The sequence below is a fragment of the Mycobacterium sp. DL genome (assembly GCF_039729195.1).
In the GTDB taxonomy this organism is placed as follows: Bacteria; Actinomycetota; Actinomycetes; order Mycobacteriales; family Mycobacteriaceae; genus Mycobacterium; species Mycobacterium hippocampi_A.
In genome coordinates this window covers 4,308,651-4,324,448 of record NZ_CP155796.1, presented here as the reverse complement: position 1 = coordinate 4,324,448, position 15,798 = coordinate 4,308,651, and the positions used below count along the sequence as shown (strand labels likewise).

15 protein-coding genes are annotated in these 15,798 nt (G+C 64.1%); 3 read left to right on the top strand and 12 right to left on the bottom strand.

Annotated elements, in window-relative coordinates; all coding sequences use genetic code 11:
* Position 1 precedes the first annotated feature (1 nt).
* The 12 genes from ABDC78_RS20620 to ABDC78_RS20565 form a co-directional block, all read right to left on the bottom strand.
* Positions 2 to 490, bottom strand: coding sequence for a mammalian cell entry protein (locus ABDC78_RS20620; RefSeq protein ID WP_178361713.1), 489 nt, complete (start codon positions 488 to 490; stop codon positions 2 to 4).
* On the bottom strand, positions 490 to 1,167 hold the full coding sequence (locus ABDC78_RS20615) for a mammalian cell entry protein (RefSeq protein ID WP_178361712.1): 678 nt from the start codon (positions 1,165 to 1,167) through the stop codon (positions 490 to 492). The genes ABDC78_RS20620 and ABDC78_RS20615 overlap by 1 nt, the downstream gene beginning before the upstream one ends.
* Entirely contained in the window at positions 1,167 to 2,885 is a 1,719-nt protein-coding gene (locus ABDC78_RS20610) for an MCE family protein (protein ID WP_178361711.1), read from the bottom strand. Before ABDC78_RS20610 ends, ABDC78_RS20615 begins: the two co-directional genes overlap by 1 nt.
* A complete protein-coding gene (locus ABDC78_RS20605) occupies positions 2,885 to 4,081 on the bottom strand; it encodes an MCE family protein (RefSeq protein ID WP_178361710.1) in 1,197 nt (398 codons plus the stop codon). The genes ABDC78_RS20610 and ABDC78_RS20605 overlap by 1 nt, the downstream gene beginning before the upstream one ends.
* Positions 4,078 to 5,523 (bottom strand): MCE family protein, encoded by a 1,446-nt coding sequence (locus ABDC78_RS20600; protein WP_178361709.1) that lies wholly within the window; start codon positions 5,521 to 5,523, stop codon positions 4,078 to 4,080. Before ABDC78_RS20600 ends, ABDC78_RS20605 begins: the two co-directional genes overlap by 4 nt.
* Positions 5,520 to 6,566 carry an MCE family protein gene (locus ABDC78_RS20595; RefSeq protein WP_178361708.1) on the bottom strand — a complete coding sequence of 349 codons (1,047 nt, stop codon included), beginning with the start codon at positions 6,564 to 6,566 and terminating at the stop codon, positions 5,520 to 5,522. The genes ABDC78_RS20600 and ABDC78_RS20595 overlap by 4 nt, the downstream gene beginning before the upstream one ends.
* Positions 6,559 to 7,593: an MCE family protein gene (locus ABDC78_RS20590; protein WP_178361707.1), complete on the bottom strand. Its 1,035-nt coding sequence runs from the start codon at positions 7,591 to 7,593 to the stop codon at positions 6,559 to 6,561. Before ABDC78_RS20590 ends, ABDC78_RS20595 begins: the two co-directional genes overlap by 8 nt.
* A complete protein-coding gene (locus tag ABDC78_RS20585; RefSeq protein WP_347133172.1) occupies positions 7,593 to 8,783 on the bottom strand; it encodes an MCE family protein in 1,191 nt (396 codons plus the stop codon). The genes ABDC78_RS20590 and ABDC78_RS20585 overlap by 1 nt, the downstream gene beginning before the upstream one ends.
* Before the next feature lie 13 nt (positions 8,784 to 8,796).
* Positions 8,797 to 9,651 (bottom strand): ABC transporter permease, encoded by an 855-nt coding sequence (locus ABDC78_RS20580; protein ID WP_178361705.1) that lies wholly within the window; start codon positions 9,649 to 9,651, stop codon positions 8,797 to 8,799.
* Positions 9,651 to 10,412 carry an ABC transporter permease gene (locus ABDC78_RS20575; protein ID WP_178361704.1) on the bottom strand — a complete coding sequence of 254 codons (762 nt, stop codon included), beginning with the start codon at positions 10,410 to 10,412 and terminating at the stop codon, positions 9,651 to 9,653. The genes ABDC78_RS20580 and ABDC78_RS20575 overlap by 1 nt, the downstream gene beginning before the upstream one ends.
* Positions 10,413 to 10,675: 263 nt before the next feature.
* Positions 10,676 to 11,608 carry a 3-oxoacyl-ACP reductase gene (locus ABDC78_RS20570; protein ID WP_178361703.1) on the bottom strand — a complete coding sequence of 311 codons (933 nt, stop codon included), beginning with the start codon at positions 11,606 to 11,608 and terminating at the stop codon, positions 10,676 to 10,678.
* 13 nt (positions 11,609 to 11,621) lie between these two features.
* A complete protein-coding gene (locus ABDC78_RS20565; RefSeq protein ID WP_178361702.1) occupies positions 11,622 to 11,813 on the bottom strand; it encodes a ferredoxin in 192 nt (63 codons plus the stop codon).
* Positions 11,814 to 11,939: 126 nt separating this feature from the next.
* On the opposite strand from ABDC78_RS20565, the gene ABDC78_RS20560 reads away from it, so the two are divergent.
* From ABDC78_RS20560 to fadD17, 3 genes are read left to right on the top strand one after another with little or no spacing between them, the layout of a single operon-like run.
* Positions 11,940 to 13,118, top strand: a complete 1,179-nt coding sequence (locus tag ABDC78_RS20560; protein ID WP_178361701.1) for an acyl-CoA dehydrogenase family protein — start codon at positions 11,940 to 11,942, stop codon at positions 13,116 to 13,118.
* Between the two features lie 19 nt (positions 13,119 to 13,137).
* On the top strand, positions 13,138 to 14,241 hold the full coding sequence (locus tag ABDC78_RS20555) for an acyl-CoA dehydrogenase family protein (RefSeq protein WP_178361700.1): 1,104 nt from the start codon (positions 13,138 to 13,140) through the stop codon (positions 14,239 to 14,241).
* 14 nt (positions 14,242 to 14,255) lie between these two features.
* On the top strand, positions 14,256 to 15,785 hold the full coding sequence (fadD17, locus tag ABDC78_RS20550; RefSeq protein ID WP_178361699.1) for a long-chain-fatty-acid--CoA ligase FadD17: 1,530 nt from the start codon (positions 14,256 to 14,258) through the stop codon (positions 15,783 to 15,785).
* Positions 15,786 to 15,798: the final 13 nt, after the last annotated feature.

The following is a 15,798-nucleotide window of genomic DNA, read 5'->3' as shown; positions in this document are numbered from 1 at the left end:
TCTAGATCGGGGTGATGTAGTTGATCAGCCAGTCGCCGTCGATCTTCTGGTAGTCGACGCGCAGCCTGCTCCCATCGTAGATCGGCTGGTCGCGGTTCGTCTTTTCCGAGACCGTCCGGTTGATGTACACCATCACCGCTGCCGAATTACGATGCGCCTCCATCACTCCGACACCGACCACGTTGGCTTGGCTCACGAGTTCACGCTGTCGAGCCTGAGGAATGATGTCCGATCTCGCCCGGTCCTCGAACTCTTTGCGGTACGCGGGCGTGAGCAGCCTGTACGCATCGGTGAGGTTGCCCTCCACAGTCTTGTAGTCGTACGTGAAGACCATCGGAATCTGCTGTTGCGCAAGCGGTCCGAGTTCCTCGCGCGCCGCCTGCTCACCGAGCGTCTCCACCCGCTGCCAGTACAGGCCGCCTGTGATTGCTGCCAGGCTCACCAAGGCAACGACAACCAGACCGACGATGCCGCTGATGATCCAACGCATCAGTTTCCCCCGTTGGGGTAGTTGAGGTCGTGGGCCGTCATCCGCCCGTCATCACCCTCCATCACGATGATCCGCAGTCGATAGGGCTGAGAGGGCCTGTTGTTGCCGTTTATGTCGCTGGCTGTAACCCGCGCCGACACCAACACCGCTGCGGTATTGCTGATGTCGTCGATGCTTTCGATCGCCGCTCCGTTGATCACCGTCTCCGAACTGCCACCGGTGTCACGGAAGATCGCCTTGAGGTTCTCGACGTTGTTGGTCTGACTGAACATGTCGCGTAACGGCCCACTGGTGCTTTCGTAGAAGCGGTCCACACTCTCGTCGATGGTGTCCTGCTTGAAACTGAACATGTTCACCACGGTTTGTGTGGCGGCGTCGACGAACCGCTGGTTACGGGCTTGCAGTGCTTCTGCGTCTTGTCGCTGTGCACCGAGTACCGCCACCGCAGCGATCAGACCACCGGCCATCACCAACCCGAACACCGCAGCGACGACAACGACCATGCGATGGTTCGGTCGACGCCGCGGCGGAGGCCGCACCTCACGCGTTTTCGGAGCGGATCTGACCGCCACCGGATCAGCTGTCGCAATGCGCACGACGGCCTGCGCCGGCACACTGCTGGTTGGCCCGGCGGGGCGGGAGGCGCGGCGGCGCACTGGTTTTCCCGTGGGTGACATCAGGCAATCTCCGGATAAAGCATCAAGTCCACCCAGTTCTCCTGCGGCCGCATGTCGCTGACGCCGGGCGCGTAGACCCCGGTTCCGCCGGCCGGGTCGACGAAGACGCCGGTGTGCTGGTCATACATTCCATATGAGGCCGTGCTGGCCTGAGGCAGGTCCGGTGCCGCAGGTGGCGACGCGGGTGCCGCGGGCGGCGGGTTGGTCGCCCAACCCGGCGGCACCGCGGGCGGAGGCCACGCATCCGGGTAGGGAGCCGGCGGGATCCATGCCGTCAGCGGGGGTGGCGGTGGGCCATCGTTCGGCGGAGGGATGTACGGCCATGGTTGGTGCGGCGCAGGTCCTGGACCGGTTTGAACCCCGGGCGGCACCAGCCCGGGCGGGACAGGATATCCCGGGTCCGGATCATTCTCCGGCGGTATGTAGGGAAACTTGTTTGGCGGCAGTATATTTCGCCCGTCCTCAGGTGTGTCGTCCTCCCTGACGTCCATCGGCGTGCCGATCGGTACCGGCGGTCCACGCCATGGGCTGTTGCCGATCGGGACGTAGCCGCGCGGGTCGCGACACAGCTGGATCGTCGGAGCACGCTTGCCGGGGAATTCCTGACACGGGTAATTTCTCGCCCCACGCACCACCATCGGATCGTTCTGTGCCACTTTGCAGTACAAGTCCGTGGGCAAGTCACGCAATGTCGTGTCACCGGGCGTGCGAATCTCCGTCGGAGGGAGGAATCCCGTATTGCACGGCGGCGGATCGTTGATCGAGATCTTGAAATCCTGCTTACCGCCCTCATCCGCGGGAAGCTGTCCGCCGATTGTGAGCAGCGAGGCCTGCAAGGCAGGAAAGATGACAAGCGCCTGTTCGATCGACTTGCGGTAGATGACGCCGACCCGACCGGCGTTGGCCAGGTTGGCCGCCAGCACCGGGAACGACGGGCGAATGCCGGAGAAGGTGTCGCTGGCTACCGCAGCCGCGTCCGGGGCGGTCTGGAGCAGCGATCGAAGTTCCGGATCCGCGCCCCTCACTTCGCTGGTGAGGCGCGCCAATCCGTCGGCCAACGACCGGATGTCGTCGCCGCTTCGAATCTGCGCCTCCAGGAACGGACCAGCTTGGTCTATCAGCGAGGAAGTCTGCGGCCAACTCTCGTTGGCCTCGTCGACCAGTACCCGCACCGACTGGATCAACCGCGCCAGTTCGGCGCCCGAGCCGTTGAAGGCTTTGAACGATTCCCTCAGGAGGTCTTCGAGCCGGGTGTTATCGAGGCTGCTCACCAGCTGGTCTGCCTCGCGCAGCAGCTCAGCCACCTCCTGTGGAATCGCAGTTCGCTCCTCCGGGATCACGGCGCCGTTCTCGAGCGTCGTCGGCGAGGGATCGGCGGTGGGAACAAAATCGACGTACTGCTCTCCGATCGCGGAGACGCTCTTGACGGTGGCAGTGGAGTTGGCCGGGATCTTGACGTCGCTGTCGATCCGCATCTGCGCGGCCACGCCGTCGTCGGTCAAACGCACCCACTCGACGCGCCCGGCTTGTACGCCGCGGAAGGTGACATTCGCATTCTCGTAAAGTCCACCGCCTGCGATGAAATTGGCGGTGACGTCATATGTACCGACGCCGAGCCGGTCGGGAACACGGATGTAGAGCAGAGCGATTGCGCCGACGGAGAGCACGGTCACGACCGCGAAGACCCACAACTGGATTTGCGTTGTTCGAGTGAACATTATTCCGGCGGCACCTCCTGACCCGACGCGGTTCCCGCCGGGATCTTGAACGGATCAGCTGCCTGCCCAGACAGATTCGCCATCTCTCCGGTCAAGAATTCGGGCGGATTCACGACTTCGGCAAGCCGCTTCATGTTCGGATCGAAGAACGACGTCGTGAAGATGGTCTCGCCGAGTCGTCGGATCGTGAGATCGAATGTCGCAAACACGTTGAAGTAGTCGCCGCGGGCGACTCGGTGCAGGTTCTTGCCCGGGAATGGGAATGTAGCCAGGCTGTCGAGGCTGGACACGAAATCCGAGCGGCTGTCGTTGAGCGGTTTGATGACCGCGTACAGGTCGATGAGGTCCTCGGCGAAATCGTCCTTGGTTTCGGCCAAGACGCGCGACGCGACGGTGCCCAGCCGTTGCAGCGCGGCAAAAGCATCTACGATCTGGGCTCGATTCTCGTTGAGCACACGTAGTGCTGCGGGCAACGTGTCCAGCGCGCGGCCCAAACTGTCTTTGTTGCGCGCAAGTATTCCGGCGAAGCGGTTCAAGCCCTCTGCGGCTGCGATGATGTCTTCTGTCTGGCGATTCAAGGACGTGGCCAGCTCGGCGAGCCGCGGGATCAGCCCGGCGAACTGCCCCTCACGGCCGGCAACCGCAGTGGAGAGCTCTTGCGTGATGTCCTGCAGCGCACCGAGATTGCCCTTGTTGACGACCACCCCAAGAGCGGACAGCACTTCCTCTGTCGTGGGATAGCGGCTGCCCTGGCTCAACGGAATCTGGATACCATCCCGCAGCTCGCCGACAGGCGGTTCGGTAAGCGGGGAGGCCAGCTCGACGTGCTGCGATCCCAACAGCGACGTCTGCGCCACCTTCACGGTCGCGTTGGCCGGCAGATCGACGTGGGATTCCAGCGAGAGTTCGACGGCCGCATAGAAGGTGCCGTCCGGTTTCTGGACGGCCTCGATACCCGACACGCTTCCGACGGTGACGTCGTCGACCATCACCGGTGAGTTCTGCGGCAGCGTGGCCACATCAGGCACTTCTACCGTGATGGTGAACGCACCTTTGCCGTGACCCGCAGTGCCCGGCATGTTCACCGAGTTCAGTCCGCCGAACTGGCAGCCCGCAACCAGAGCCGCGCCGGAGCCCAGGACCAGGGTGCGGCGGGCTGCGCGACCAGCCCTGACTCGCGATGACACGCGTGTCATGACCCACCTCCTGGTTGCTGTGGAAGTGCCGGCTGCAGACCCGGGACGGCAGCTTCGGCGGGGAGCGGACCGGGCGCCGGCGGCGCAGGCGCAGCGGCCGGCCCAGGACCCGGTGGTGGACCAGTCGGTGGAATCGCCGGGCCGAGTGTGTACGGCTGTGCAGGAGGCGGCGGACCGGGAACCGGATTCTCCGGCAGAAGCAACGCACTGGGATCACCCTCATTGCCGACACGAGGCGGGAACCGTCCCTCAGCCGGTATCCATTCCAGATACGGGATATAGGTCTGTGCCTTCGCCTCGGTCGCAGGGGTGTCGTAAATGACCTGACCCTTGTACGCGGTGATCGTATTGATGCCGTGGGCCATGATCGGCGGATAGTTCACCGCCAGGCGTTTGAGCACAGGAGCCATCCGCTGACGACAGATCTCGTTCCGCTTGTCGTAGTCGGGCATCCCTGCGGCCTCGAAACTCCCGCAGATGAACTGCACGGGGTTGGCGAACTCAGGTAGGCCCAGCAGCCCGTTGGCCGTGCCCTGGGCAGGGTTGTAGATGTTGTAGAAGTTGGCCATCGCGTTCGGCAAGACATGCAAGATCTGCTCGACGTCGTCGGTCTGTGTGGTGAGGATGCTGGTCAGGTCGGTCAGCCTGTCGACGCTACCGATCAGCGTCTCGTTGTGCTCGCCGAGGAATCCCCGAACGTCGGACAGAGCTTGGTTGAGACTGCCCACCGTGTCATCCAATCCCACGGAACTGTCGGCCAAGACCTGCGACACCGACGCCAGGTGCCCACTGAATTGGACGATTTGCTCATTGCTCCTGGACAGCGCGTCGACCAGGATGTGGAGATTTTTCACAGTGTCGAAGAGGTCGGTGCTGGAGTCACCCAGTCTTCCGGCAGTCTGTGACAGCTCCCGTAGGGCTTGCCGGAAGGAATCGCCGTTGCCGTCGAAGGTGTCGGCGGCCTGGTTCACGAACTGGCTGAGCGGCCCCTGAACCTGGCCGGTTGACGGTCCGAGAGTTTGACTCAGCCTGGTCAGCTCGGTCTTGACATCGTCCCACTCCACCGGCACCGCCGTGCGACTCAACTCGATGCTGTCGCCATCCGTCATCGCCGGACCTTGTCGATAAGCGGGCGTGAGCTGAATGAACCTTGCAGACACGAGGTTTGGCGCCATCATCACTGCACGGGCGTCGGCGGGCAGCTTGACGTCATCCTGGATCCGCATGGTGATTCTCACAGCGTCGGCCTGCGGTGAGATCGATTCGATCGAACCCACCGGTACACCGACGATGCGAACTTCGTCGCCCGGATACAAACCCGACGCCGAACTGAAGTACCCGACCACGGTGTAGCTGGAGACCCGCGGCCACACCACGTACGCCCCACCGATCAGACCGACCAGCAGCGCGCCTATGACGCCAAAACGCATCCATCGGCTCATGGGGACTTAGGCCTTATGATCAACCGCTCGTTGATGAATCCACGTAACAGGTCAGACAGGCTGTCCGGGATCTTGCCCGGCTGGAAGTAGAGGTCCAGCAGCAGACCAGTCTGCGTGTTGTTCGGTATCGCATTGGGCAGGTTGACCATGAAGCCCGAAGCGGATCCGACCGACTCGCCGAGCGCAGTGGCGTACGGCGGCAGGCGCTTCAACGCCTCACTGATGTGCTCGCGACGTTCGAGCAGATTGTCCAACACCGCATTCAACTTCGTCAACGCGGGACCGAATTCCCGGCGATTATCGGCCACGAATCCCGAAAGCTGCTCGGAGACATCATCGATGCCCGCGATCAGCGTACTGAGTGCGATCCGCCGCTCGTCGAGTGCGGCGAAGAGTTGGTTGCCGTCAGTGACAAGTGTGTTCACCTGGCCGGCCCTGTCCGCGAGCATCCCGATCACCGACTTCGCACGTGCCAGCAGCTGACCCAGCGCTTCGTCGTTGGCATTGATACTGCGCGACAGCGTGGCAACCCCATCGAGCGTGCGGCGCAGTTCGGGCGTCGCGTCGCGAAATGAGTCCGTCAGTACCGTCAACGCCTGAGTCAGCTGGTCTTTGTCGAGCGCAGCGGAATTCTGACCGAGATCCTGCAGTGCCAAATTCAACGTGTACGGAACTGTGGTGCGGCTCAGGGGAATAGACGTTACAGATCCACCGCCTTGCGGCACGATACCCAGCGACCTCGCCCCCAGAACTGTGTCCGTCCGGATCGACACCAGCGTCTGATCGCCCAATCTGTGCTTCCGGTTCACGGTGAACGTCACACGCGCGGCGTCGCCGGCGAGGCCGACATCGGTCACACTGCCGACCGTGATACCGGAGATGTTCACGTCGTTACCCGGCGAGATACCGCTGGCATCGGCGAAGTACGCCTCGTAGGTTTTCCCCTGCGGATAGAACGGCAGCGAACTGTAGCCGAATGCGACGAACAAGACGCATACCACCATGACGATGCCGAAGAAGCCCGCCCGTAATGTTCTATCCATTGTCAGAGCACCTGCCCTTCGAAAGATCGGGCACGCCACCGATCGGCAGGAAGATGTCGCTACCCGCCGGCCCGTTGAATTTGAGCGTCGTAGCGCATATGTAGTAGTTGAAGTAGGAACCGTAGGCTCCGAGCGAGTTGAGCCGCAGGTAGTTTTCGGCCAGCGGTTCGATGACCTGGTTGACCTCGGCCTTGCGGTTGTCGAACTCGGTCGCGAGCGGGCGGAGGTTCTCGAGGACGCCCTGCAGCGGTCGTCGCGAATCAGCCAGCATCTCGGTCAGATCTGTCGCCGTTGAGGCCAGCGGCGGTATCGCCCCCGCGATCGGGTCACGACCCGCCGCAAGCCCGCTGACGAGCTGCTGCAGTTCGTCCACGCTCGAATCGAACTCGGCACTTTTCGCGTCGATGGTCCCCAGCACCTCGTTGAGGTTGTTGATCACCTCGGAGATCACCTGGTAGCGATCGCCCAGTGCCTGACTGAAAGTTCCGCTCTCGGAAAGCAACCTGGACAGTGCGCCACCCTCGCCCTGAAGCAACTCGAGGATGGCGCCACTTATCTGATTGACCTGCTCCCCGTCCAGCCCCTTCACCACCGGGCGCAGACCACCGAGCAGCGCGTCGAGGTCCAGAGCCGGCTGGGTCTGCTCGATGGCGATCATCCCGCCCGAGGGCAGCTTCCTCAGCTCGCCGGGACCGGATGTGATTTCCATGAAGCGGTCGCCGACGAGGTTCTCATAGCGAATCAAGGCTCGCGTCGACGTGTACAACTGATATTTCTTGTCCAGGCTGAACGCCACATCGACGGTGTTGTCGGCGTTCAACGTCACCCCGTCGACAGTGCCCACCGGCACGCCGGCGATTCGGACGTCGGTACCGCCCTCCAGGCGTGACGCGTCGCTGAATGTGGCGTGATAACGGTTGCTCGAGGCGAACCGGAACTCGCCGAAAACCACCACCAGACCGGCGGACACGATCAGCATCACCACGACGAAGATGCCGACCTTCACCGGCAATGCCCGCTGCCCCATCAGAAGTCGTCGCGTTCTGCGAAGGCACCGTTGAACAGGAACTGGAACGTCGACGGGGCGTCGACCTGAACCTCGGTGAACGGCTCGTACGGAATGAGCGCGTTGTCCGTGACGAGGAACGGCGACCTGAAGAACGAGCCGCCGTACTGCTTACTGGGAAGGTTCGGAAGTCCCCGGCAGTTGGGCCCGCCCGACGCATTCACGATCGGAAGGCTCTCCGGATAGGTGTAGGACGGCACGCCCAGCACGAAGCTGGAACTGACCATCGCGCCGGGCTTCTTGCCGCCGACGATCTCTGCTCCCCGCTGGGCTCCTATCGCCACACCCTGCACAATGCAGCCGAGCACCGGTGAGTACTCACCCAGGACCGCCAGCGGCGCTCTCAACCGGTTGATGGCAGCGATGTAATCGTCAGCCCCCGGTTCCAGCGTGTCGGCACCCTCGTTGGCCAACCCGATCGCCGCGAGCAGTGTCGCGTTCAAGTTCTCCTGCTCGTCTACCACCGTGTCGCTGATCGTCGGCACATTGTCGATCACCGTCACCAGGTCGGGACCTGCATCGCCGTAGATGTTCGTCACTGTTGCGAGCTGTGAGACGACGGACTCGACCGTCGGCAACTTCGGGTTCAACTGCGCCAGTAGCTGATTGAGTCCTGCTGCGGTGGCCCCGAAATCGTCACCATGACCGCGCAAGCCCTCCGCCAGGGCCGACATGGTCGCGTTGAGGTGGGTCGGATTGACCTTGTTCAACACGTCGATCAGGGTCTGGAACAACGTATTGGCTTCCAACTGCACCGCGTCGGCCTGGACGTTGGCCCCTGCTCGCAACGGGGTGTCGGAGGGTTGTTCCGGCGCAAGGAATTCCACCGACTTCGCACCGAACACCGTCGTGCTCGCGATACGCACCGGCGCGTTGGAGGGAACATAGCGCATCTCGTCGCGGTTGATGGCAAGCGTCAACTTCGCCCGATCACCGGAGTACGCGATGTCCTCCACCTTGCCGATTTGAATACCGCGGTACTTGACCTTGGCATCTCGGTCCATGACCAGGCCGGCTCGCGGAGAGGTCACTGTCACGGTGTCAGTCCGGGTGAAAGCAGCGGTGTAGGCGAGATAGGTCAACAGCGAGAACGCGGCGACTATTGTCGCCAGGACTGCGGCGGCGATTCTGATCGCGGTTGTTCTCGGCACGGCGCTGTCCTTTCTATCCCGACAGGTTGAAATTACCGGTGGCGCCATACACGCCAAGGGAAATGAACAATGTGATGACGACGACGACGATCAGCGACGTCCGAACCGCCTTGCCCACCGCGACGCCGACGCCGACTGGGCCGCCCGAGGCGTTGTATCCGTAGTAGGTGTGGACCAGCATGACCGCGATCGCCATCACGATCGCCTGAGCGAACGACCACAGGAGGTCGGTCGGTATCAGGAACGTATTGAAGTAGTGATCGTAGAGACCAGCAGATTGTCCGTTGACATAGACGGTGATGGTGCGCGCAGAGAAGAACGCCGCCAACGTGGCAAGAGAGTACAGCGGGATGATTGCGACCAACCCGGCGACGATCCGGGTTGACACCATGTAGGACATCGAATGCACGGCCATCGATTCGACAGCGTCGATCTCCTCGGAGATGCGCATCGCGCCCAACTGGGCAGTGGTGCCGGCGCCGATGGTGGCGGCGAGCGCGATGCCCGCGATGATCGGCGCCACTATGCGCACGTTGAGGTATGCACTCAGGAATCCGGTGAGCGCTTCGATGCCGATGTTGCCCAGAGACTCGTAACCCTGCACGGCGATGACGCCGCCCGAAGCCAACGTGAGGAACGCCGCCACGCCGACGGTACCGCCGATGAGGACCAGCGCACCGGTGCCCAGTGTCATCTCCGCGATCAGCCGAAACGTTTCTCTGCGATACCGCCGTACCGCGTTCGGGATGTATCGGATCGATTCGCCGTAGAACAGCGCCTGCTCCCCGAATGAGTCGACGGCACGGGGTAGCCGCCCCAATGCCCGCCGCAGGCGAAGCGTGGCGTCGTAGCTTCCCAGCTGACTCATCAGCTCAGAACCCGAACGCCGATGGCGGTCATCAGCACATTGATCACGAACAGACAGATGAAGGCGTAGATGACGGTTTCGTTGACGGCTTCTCCGACGCCCTTGGGTCCGCCTTTCACGGTGAGGCCACGGTAACAACCCACGAGTCCCGCCATCAGACCGAACAGCAAAGCCTTGACTGCCGAGATGATGAGCTCGCCCAGACCGGTGAGAATGGTCAGGCCACTGATGAAAGCCCCTGGGTTGACTCCCTGGAGGAGCACGGAGAAAACATATCCTCCGCTCAGACCGATCAGGATGACAAAGCCGTTGAGCAACACCGCCACGACCGTCGATGCCAGTACGCGGGGCACCACGAGACGTTGGATCGGGTCGATGCCCAGCACCCGCATGGCGTCGATCTCCTCGCGGATGGTCCGCGCGCCGAGGTCGGCGCATATCGCGGTCGCCCCTGCGCCGGCGACCACGAGCACGGTGGTTATCGGACCGAGCTGAGTCACGGTCCCGAAAGCAGTACCCGACCCGGAAAGGTCGGCGGCGCCTATCTCGCGAAGAAGGATGTTGAGAGTGAATGCGACCAGGACTGTGAACGGGATGGAGATCAACAGCGTCGGCAGCAGCGATACGCGTGCGATCATCCACGTCTGCTCGAGGAACTCGCGAAACTGGAATGGGCGGCGAAAGATCTTCGAGAACGTCTCCGTGGACATCTGGACGAATCCGCCCACGGCCCGGGTGGGTGCCGCAAGCTGTTCGATCAACCTCGGCTCCGTTCTCGGTGCGGGATGACCCGCGAGACTACCCGCTGGCGAAGAGATCGCCACCGGCTTTCGACGCTGACCCTCCACCTCACTACTGAACACACCTCTGAGTGGGCTGGATCATATTAACTAGAACACGTTCGCAGTGTCAAAGAACGGAAAAACCCCGTCAAAATGTTACATTTACGCAGTTCAAAGCCTCTGTGACCTAGGTCATTGTAGAACGTGTTCTAATTGGCGACGGTCGCTGACAACCGAGACTGTCAGTCTCGATCCCCGAGGCCCATGGCGGCCGAGAAGCTCTTCTCGGGATCCCGGCCAGCAAAGTAGTCCCGGACGGTGTCGGACAGGTCGGCCGGATCCCACGCGTCACCTGCGGCACTGAACTGCGTTTCGGCGGTCGGCGCCGCGATGAGCGTCACCGTCGGACCATAGACGATGAACAGTTGGCCGTTGACCGCTTCAGAAGCAGGAGAGGCCAGGAATCGCACCAGGTTCACGACGTGTTCGGGGGACAGCGGATCCACCCCGCCGTCAGGCAGCTCGGGCGCATCACCGAACACGCCGGCCGTCATGGCGGTGCGGGCCCGCGGAGCGATAGCATTCGCACGCACTCCGAAACGCCCGAGCGCACGGGCAGCCGACAGCGTCAACGCGGTGATGCCGGCCTTGGCGGCGCCGTAGTTGGGCTGGCCGATCGGCCCGGACAGGCCGGCCTCCGACGAGGTGTTGATGATCCGGCCGTACACCTGACCATCACCTGCCTTCGCCTTCGACCGCCAGTAGGTGGCGGCGTTGCGCGTCAACAGGAAGTGGCCCCGCAGGTGCACCGCGATGACCGAGTCCCACTCCTCGTCGGTCATGTTGAACAGGATCCGGTCGCGCGTGATGCCCGCGTTGTTGACCACGATCGCGAGACCTCCGAGCCCGTCGGCCGTCTCGACCAACTCGTCGGCGGTGGCCCGTTCGCTGATGTCACCCGCGACCGCGATGCCCTTGGCGCCGGCCGCGGCGATCTCCTCGAGAACGTCGGATTCGTTCAGCGCCGGGGCGATGTCGTTGACGACGACCGAGGCACCGGCCTGTGCGAGGCCGATGGCCTCTGCGCGCCCCAGGCCCGCGGCGGCACCGGTCACCACGGCGACGTGACCGGACAGATCTGTCTGGGTCCCCCGGAGGGACGAAGAATTGGTCAAAGTATGAATACCTCTAGTCGTGGCGGATCAGAGCGGCGCGGGGACATTCGGCGATGGACTGCTCGGCCAGCGCCTCTTCCTCGGCAGGGACCGGGTCGAGCTTCACCACCGCGTAGTCCTCGTCATCCAGCTCGTACAAGTCCGGAGCTATTCCTACACAGACCGCGTTGCCCTCGCAACGGTCACGGTCCACTTCCACTCGCATGACATCCTCCTGCCCGTAGTCTGACACCACCCTGGACCCCAAGACTAGAACGTGTTACAACCGGGAAAGACCTTAGGTATCCCTGGGTACCGTCACCAAGGCTCGCAGAGAAGTGAGGACCGCGCGATGCGAATCGGCTACACCCCCGAACAGGAGGAGTTGCGCCGCGAACTGCGCGCGTACTTCACCAAGCTCATGACACCCGAGCGCGCCGAAGCGCTGGCGTCCAGCGACGGCGAGATGGGCCGCGGCAGCGTGTACCGCGACACCGTCGCCCAGATGGGCAAGGACGGCTGGCTGACGCTGTCCTGGCCCGAGGAGTTCGGCGGCCAGGGTCGCCCGCCGATGGACGGGCTGATCTTCAACGACGAGGCGTCGATCGCCAACGTGCCGGTGCCGTTTCTGACCATCAACAGCGTTGCACCGACGATCATGGCGTTCGGCACCGAGGAGCAGAAGAGGTTCTTCCTGCCCAAGATCGCCGCGGGCGAACTGCACTTCTCGATCGGCTATTCGGAGCCGGGTGCGGGCACCGATCTGGCGGCACTGCGCACCACCGCGGTCCGTGACGGGGACGACTACGTCATCAACGGGCAGAAGATGTGGACCAGCCTGATCGCCTACGCCGACTATGTCTGGCTGGCGGTGCGCACCAACCAGGAAGCCAAGAAACACCGCGGCATCTCCATGCTGATCGTGCCGACCACGGCCGAGGGCTTCTCCTGGACACCCGTGCACACGATGTCGGGTGTCGACACCAGCGCCACCTACTACCAGGACGTCAGGGTTCCGACCTCGGCCCTGGTGGGCGAAGAGAACGCGGGCTGGAAGCTGGTCACCAACCAGCTCAACCACGAACGGGTGGCGCTGGTTTCGGCCCAGCCGATCTTCTCGGCGCTCGACGGGGTCCGCGAGTGGGCACAGAACACCAAGGACGCCCACGGCAACCGCCTGATCGACTCGCAGTGGGTCCAGCTCAACCTGGCCCGTGTGCACGCCAAGGCCGAGGTGCTCAAGCTGATCAACTGGGAGCTCGCATCCAGCGACGCCGCCCCGTCCCCGGCCGACGCGTCGGCGGCGAAGGTCTACGGCACCGAGTTGGCCACCGAGGCCTATCGGCTGCTGATGGAGGTGCTGGGCACGGCGGCGACGCTGCGCACCGATTCGCCCGGTGCGCTGTTGCGTGGCCGCGTGGAACGTATGCACCGGTCCTGCCTGATCCTCACGTTCGGCGGCGGCACCAACGAGATCCAGCGGGACATCATCGGCATGGTCGCTCTCGGCCTGCCCCGGGTCAACCGCTAACGGCAAGAGGAGATTTCGCATGGACTTTTTGAAACCAGAAGCGGTAGAGGATCTCTCCGGGCTGGTCCGCACCATCACCGAGGCGGTGTGCACGCCGGAACACCAGCGCGAGCTCGACGGTGCCGAACACCGCTTCGACACAGCGCTGTGGTCCAAGCTCGTCGACGCCGACGTGCTGTCGGCCGCATCCCCGGAATCGTTGGGCGGCGGAGGATTCGGCGTACTGGAGCAAGCCGCCGTGCTCGAGGCCCTCGGCAGGCAACTCGCCGCCGTGCCGTATCTGGAGTCGGTCGTGGTGGCCGCGGGCGCCCTGGCGACCTTCGGCTCCGAGGAGCTGCAGCAGCAGTGGGCGGTGCCCGCCGTCACCGGTCAGAAGATCCTCACCGTTGCACTGGCCGGCGAGATGGGCGACGGCCCGGTCCGCGCTCAAGCCCGCGACGGCGGCTACCGATTGACCGGCACCCGCACCCTGGTGCCCTACGGGCCGGTGGCCGACGCGTTCCTGGTTCCCACCGAGACCGACTCGGGCACACTGGTCTTCGTGATCGCCGCGGATGATCCAGGCGTCACAGCCACGTCGTTGAGCACCACCGGACACGGCTGCGTCGGGCATCTGGAACTGCGCGATGTCGAGGTCGACGAGCAGCGCGCCGTCGGGTCCGACGGCGCGGCGGTGGTCGGCTGGCTGGAAACCCGTCAGCTGCTGGGCCTGTCTGCCTTCCAGTTGGGCGTGCTGGACCGGGCGCTGGAGCTCACCGCGCTGTACGCGCGCGAACGCGAACAGTTCGACAGGCCGATCGGCAGCTTCCAGGCGGTCTCCTCGCGCCTGGCCGACGGCTACATCGACATCAAGGGGCTGCGGTTGACATTGACCCAGGCCGCGTGGCGGTTGTCAGAGGACCACCCCGCCGACATCGATGTGCGGTCGGCGGCGTTCTGGGCGGCCGAGGCAGGTCACCGCGTGGCCCACACGACGGTGCACGTGCACGGTGGCGTCGGAATCGACACCGATCACCCGGTGCACCGGTACTTCCTGGCGGCCAAGCAGTCCGAGTTCGCGGTGGGCAGCGCCACCGGGCAGCTGCTGGCGATCGGTCGCGAACTGGCCGACACACCGGCCTGATTCGCGCTCCCACGGTGGCCACCCCCCTCTCACCGACCGTTCCGGGGTTGTTGACATCCCTGGTCGACGTCGACGATCGGGGTGTCCACTCCGTCGGCACCGGTGACTGCGGGGAGCCATCGGCGACCTTCGTGAGCTGGCGCAACCACATTCAGGACGGCGCCGACCTCGCCGCGGCGCTGCGGGCACGGTTGGACCCCGGCGCGCCCCCGCACGTCGGGGTGCTGCTGGGTAACACCCCGTTCTTCTGCACGGTGCTGGTGGCCGCCGCGCTGTCGGGGATCGTGCCGGTCGGACTGAACCCGACGCGTCGGGGCGCTGCGCTGCAGCGCGACATCGAGCACGCCGACTGTCAGCTCGTGCTGGCCGACGAACCAGTCGACGGCATGACCGCTGTCGACGTCGAATCACCGGATTTCGCCGCGGAACTCGCTTCGTTCGAGGGCACACCGGTCGACTTCCGTACCGCCGATCCCGACGACCTGTTCATGTTGATCTTCACCTCGGGCACCAGCGGCGATCCGAAGGCCGTGCGCTGTACCCACGAGAAGGTGGCGTTCCCCGGCGCCATGCTCTCGCAGCGCTTCGGGCTCGGTCCCGCCGACACGTGTTATCTGTCGATGCCGCTGTTCCACTCCAACGCGATCATGGCGGGGTGGGCGCCGGCCGTGGCTGCGGGGGCGTCGATCGCATTGCGCCGCAAGTTCTCCGCATCGCAGTTCATTCCGGACGTCAGGCGCTTCGGCGCGACGTATGCCAACTATGTCGGCAAACCGTTGTCATACATCCTGGCCACCCCCGAGCGCCCAAACGACGCCGAGAACCCGTTGAAGGTGGCCTACGGCAACGAGGGTGCGCCGCGGGACCTGACCCGGTTCGCGCGGCGGTTCGGGGTGCAGGTCGTCGACGGGTTCGGGTCCAGCGAGGGCGGGGTCTCCATCGCCCGCACTCCAGACACTCCTGACGGTGCCCTGGGTCCGCTGGTGGGCGGGGTGACGATCCTCGATGTCGAGACCGGCGCCGAATGCCCGCCCGGAATCGTCGGTGAACTCGTCAACACCGAGGGGTCCGGCCAGTTCCGCGGCTACTACAAAGATCCTGCCGCAGAGGCCGATCGGATGCGTGGCGGCGTCTACCACAGCGGCGACCTCGCGTACCGCGACGAAGACGGTTTCGCCTATTTCGCCGGCCGACTGGGCGATTGGATGCGTGTCGACGGAGAGAACCTCGGCACCGCACCGATCGAGCGGATTCTGATGCGCTTCCCCGGAATCACCGAGGCTGCGGTCTATCCGATTCCGGATCCGTCGGTGGGTGATCAAGTGATGGCCGCGCTGGTCCTGCCTGACGACACCACCTTCGACGCCGGGGCCTTCACCGAATTCCTGCGCGGGCAGGACGATCTCGATATCAAACAATGGCCGGCGTTCGTCCGTGTCGGGACCGCCCTGCCGCGCACCCAGACCTTCAAGGTCCTCAAGCGGCAACTGTCCGCGGAGGCCACCGATTGCCCCGACCCCGTCTACCCGATCGCCCGGCCGTGACAGCCGCGGATAT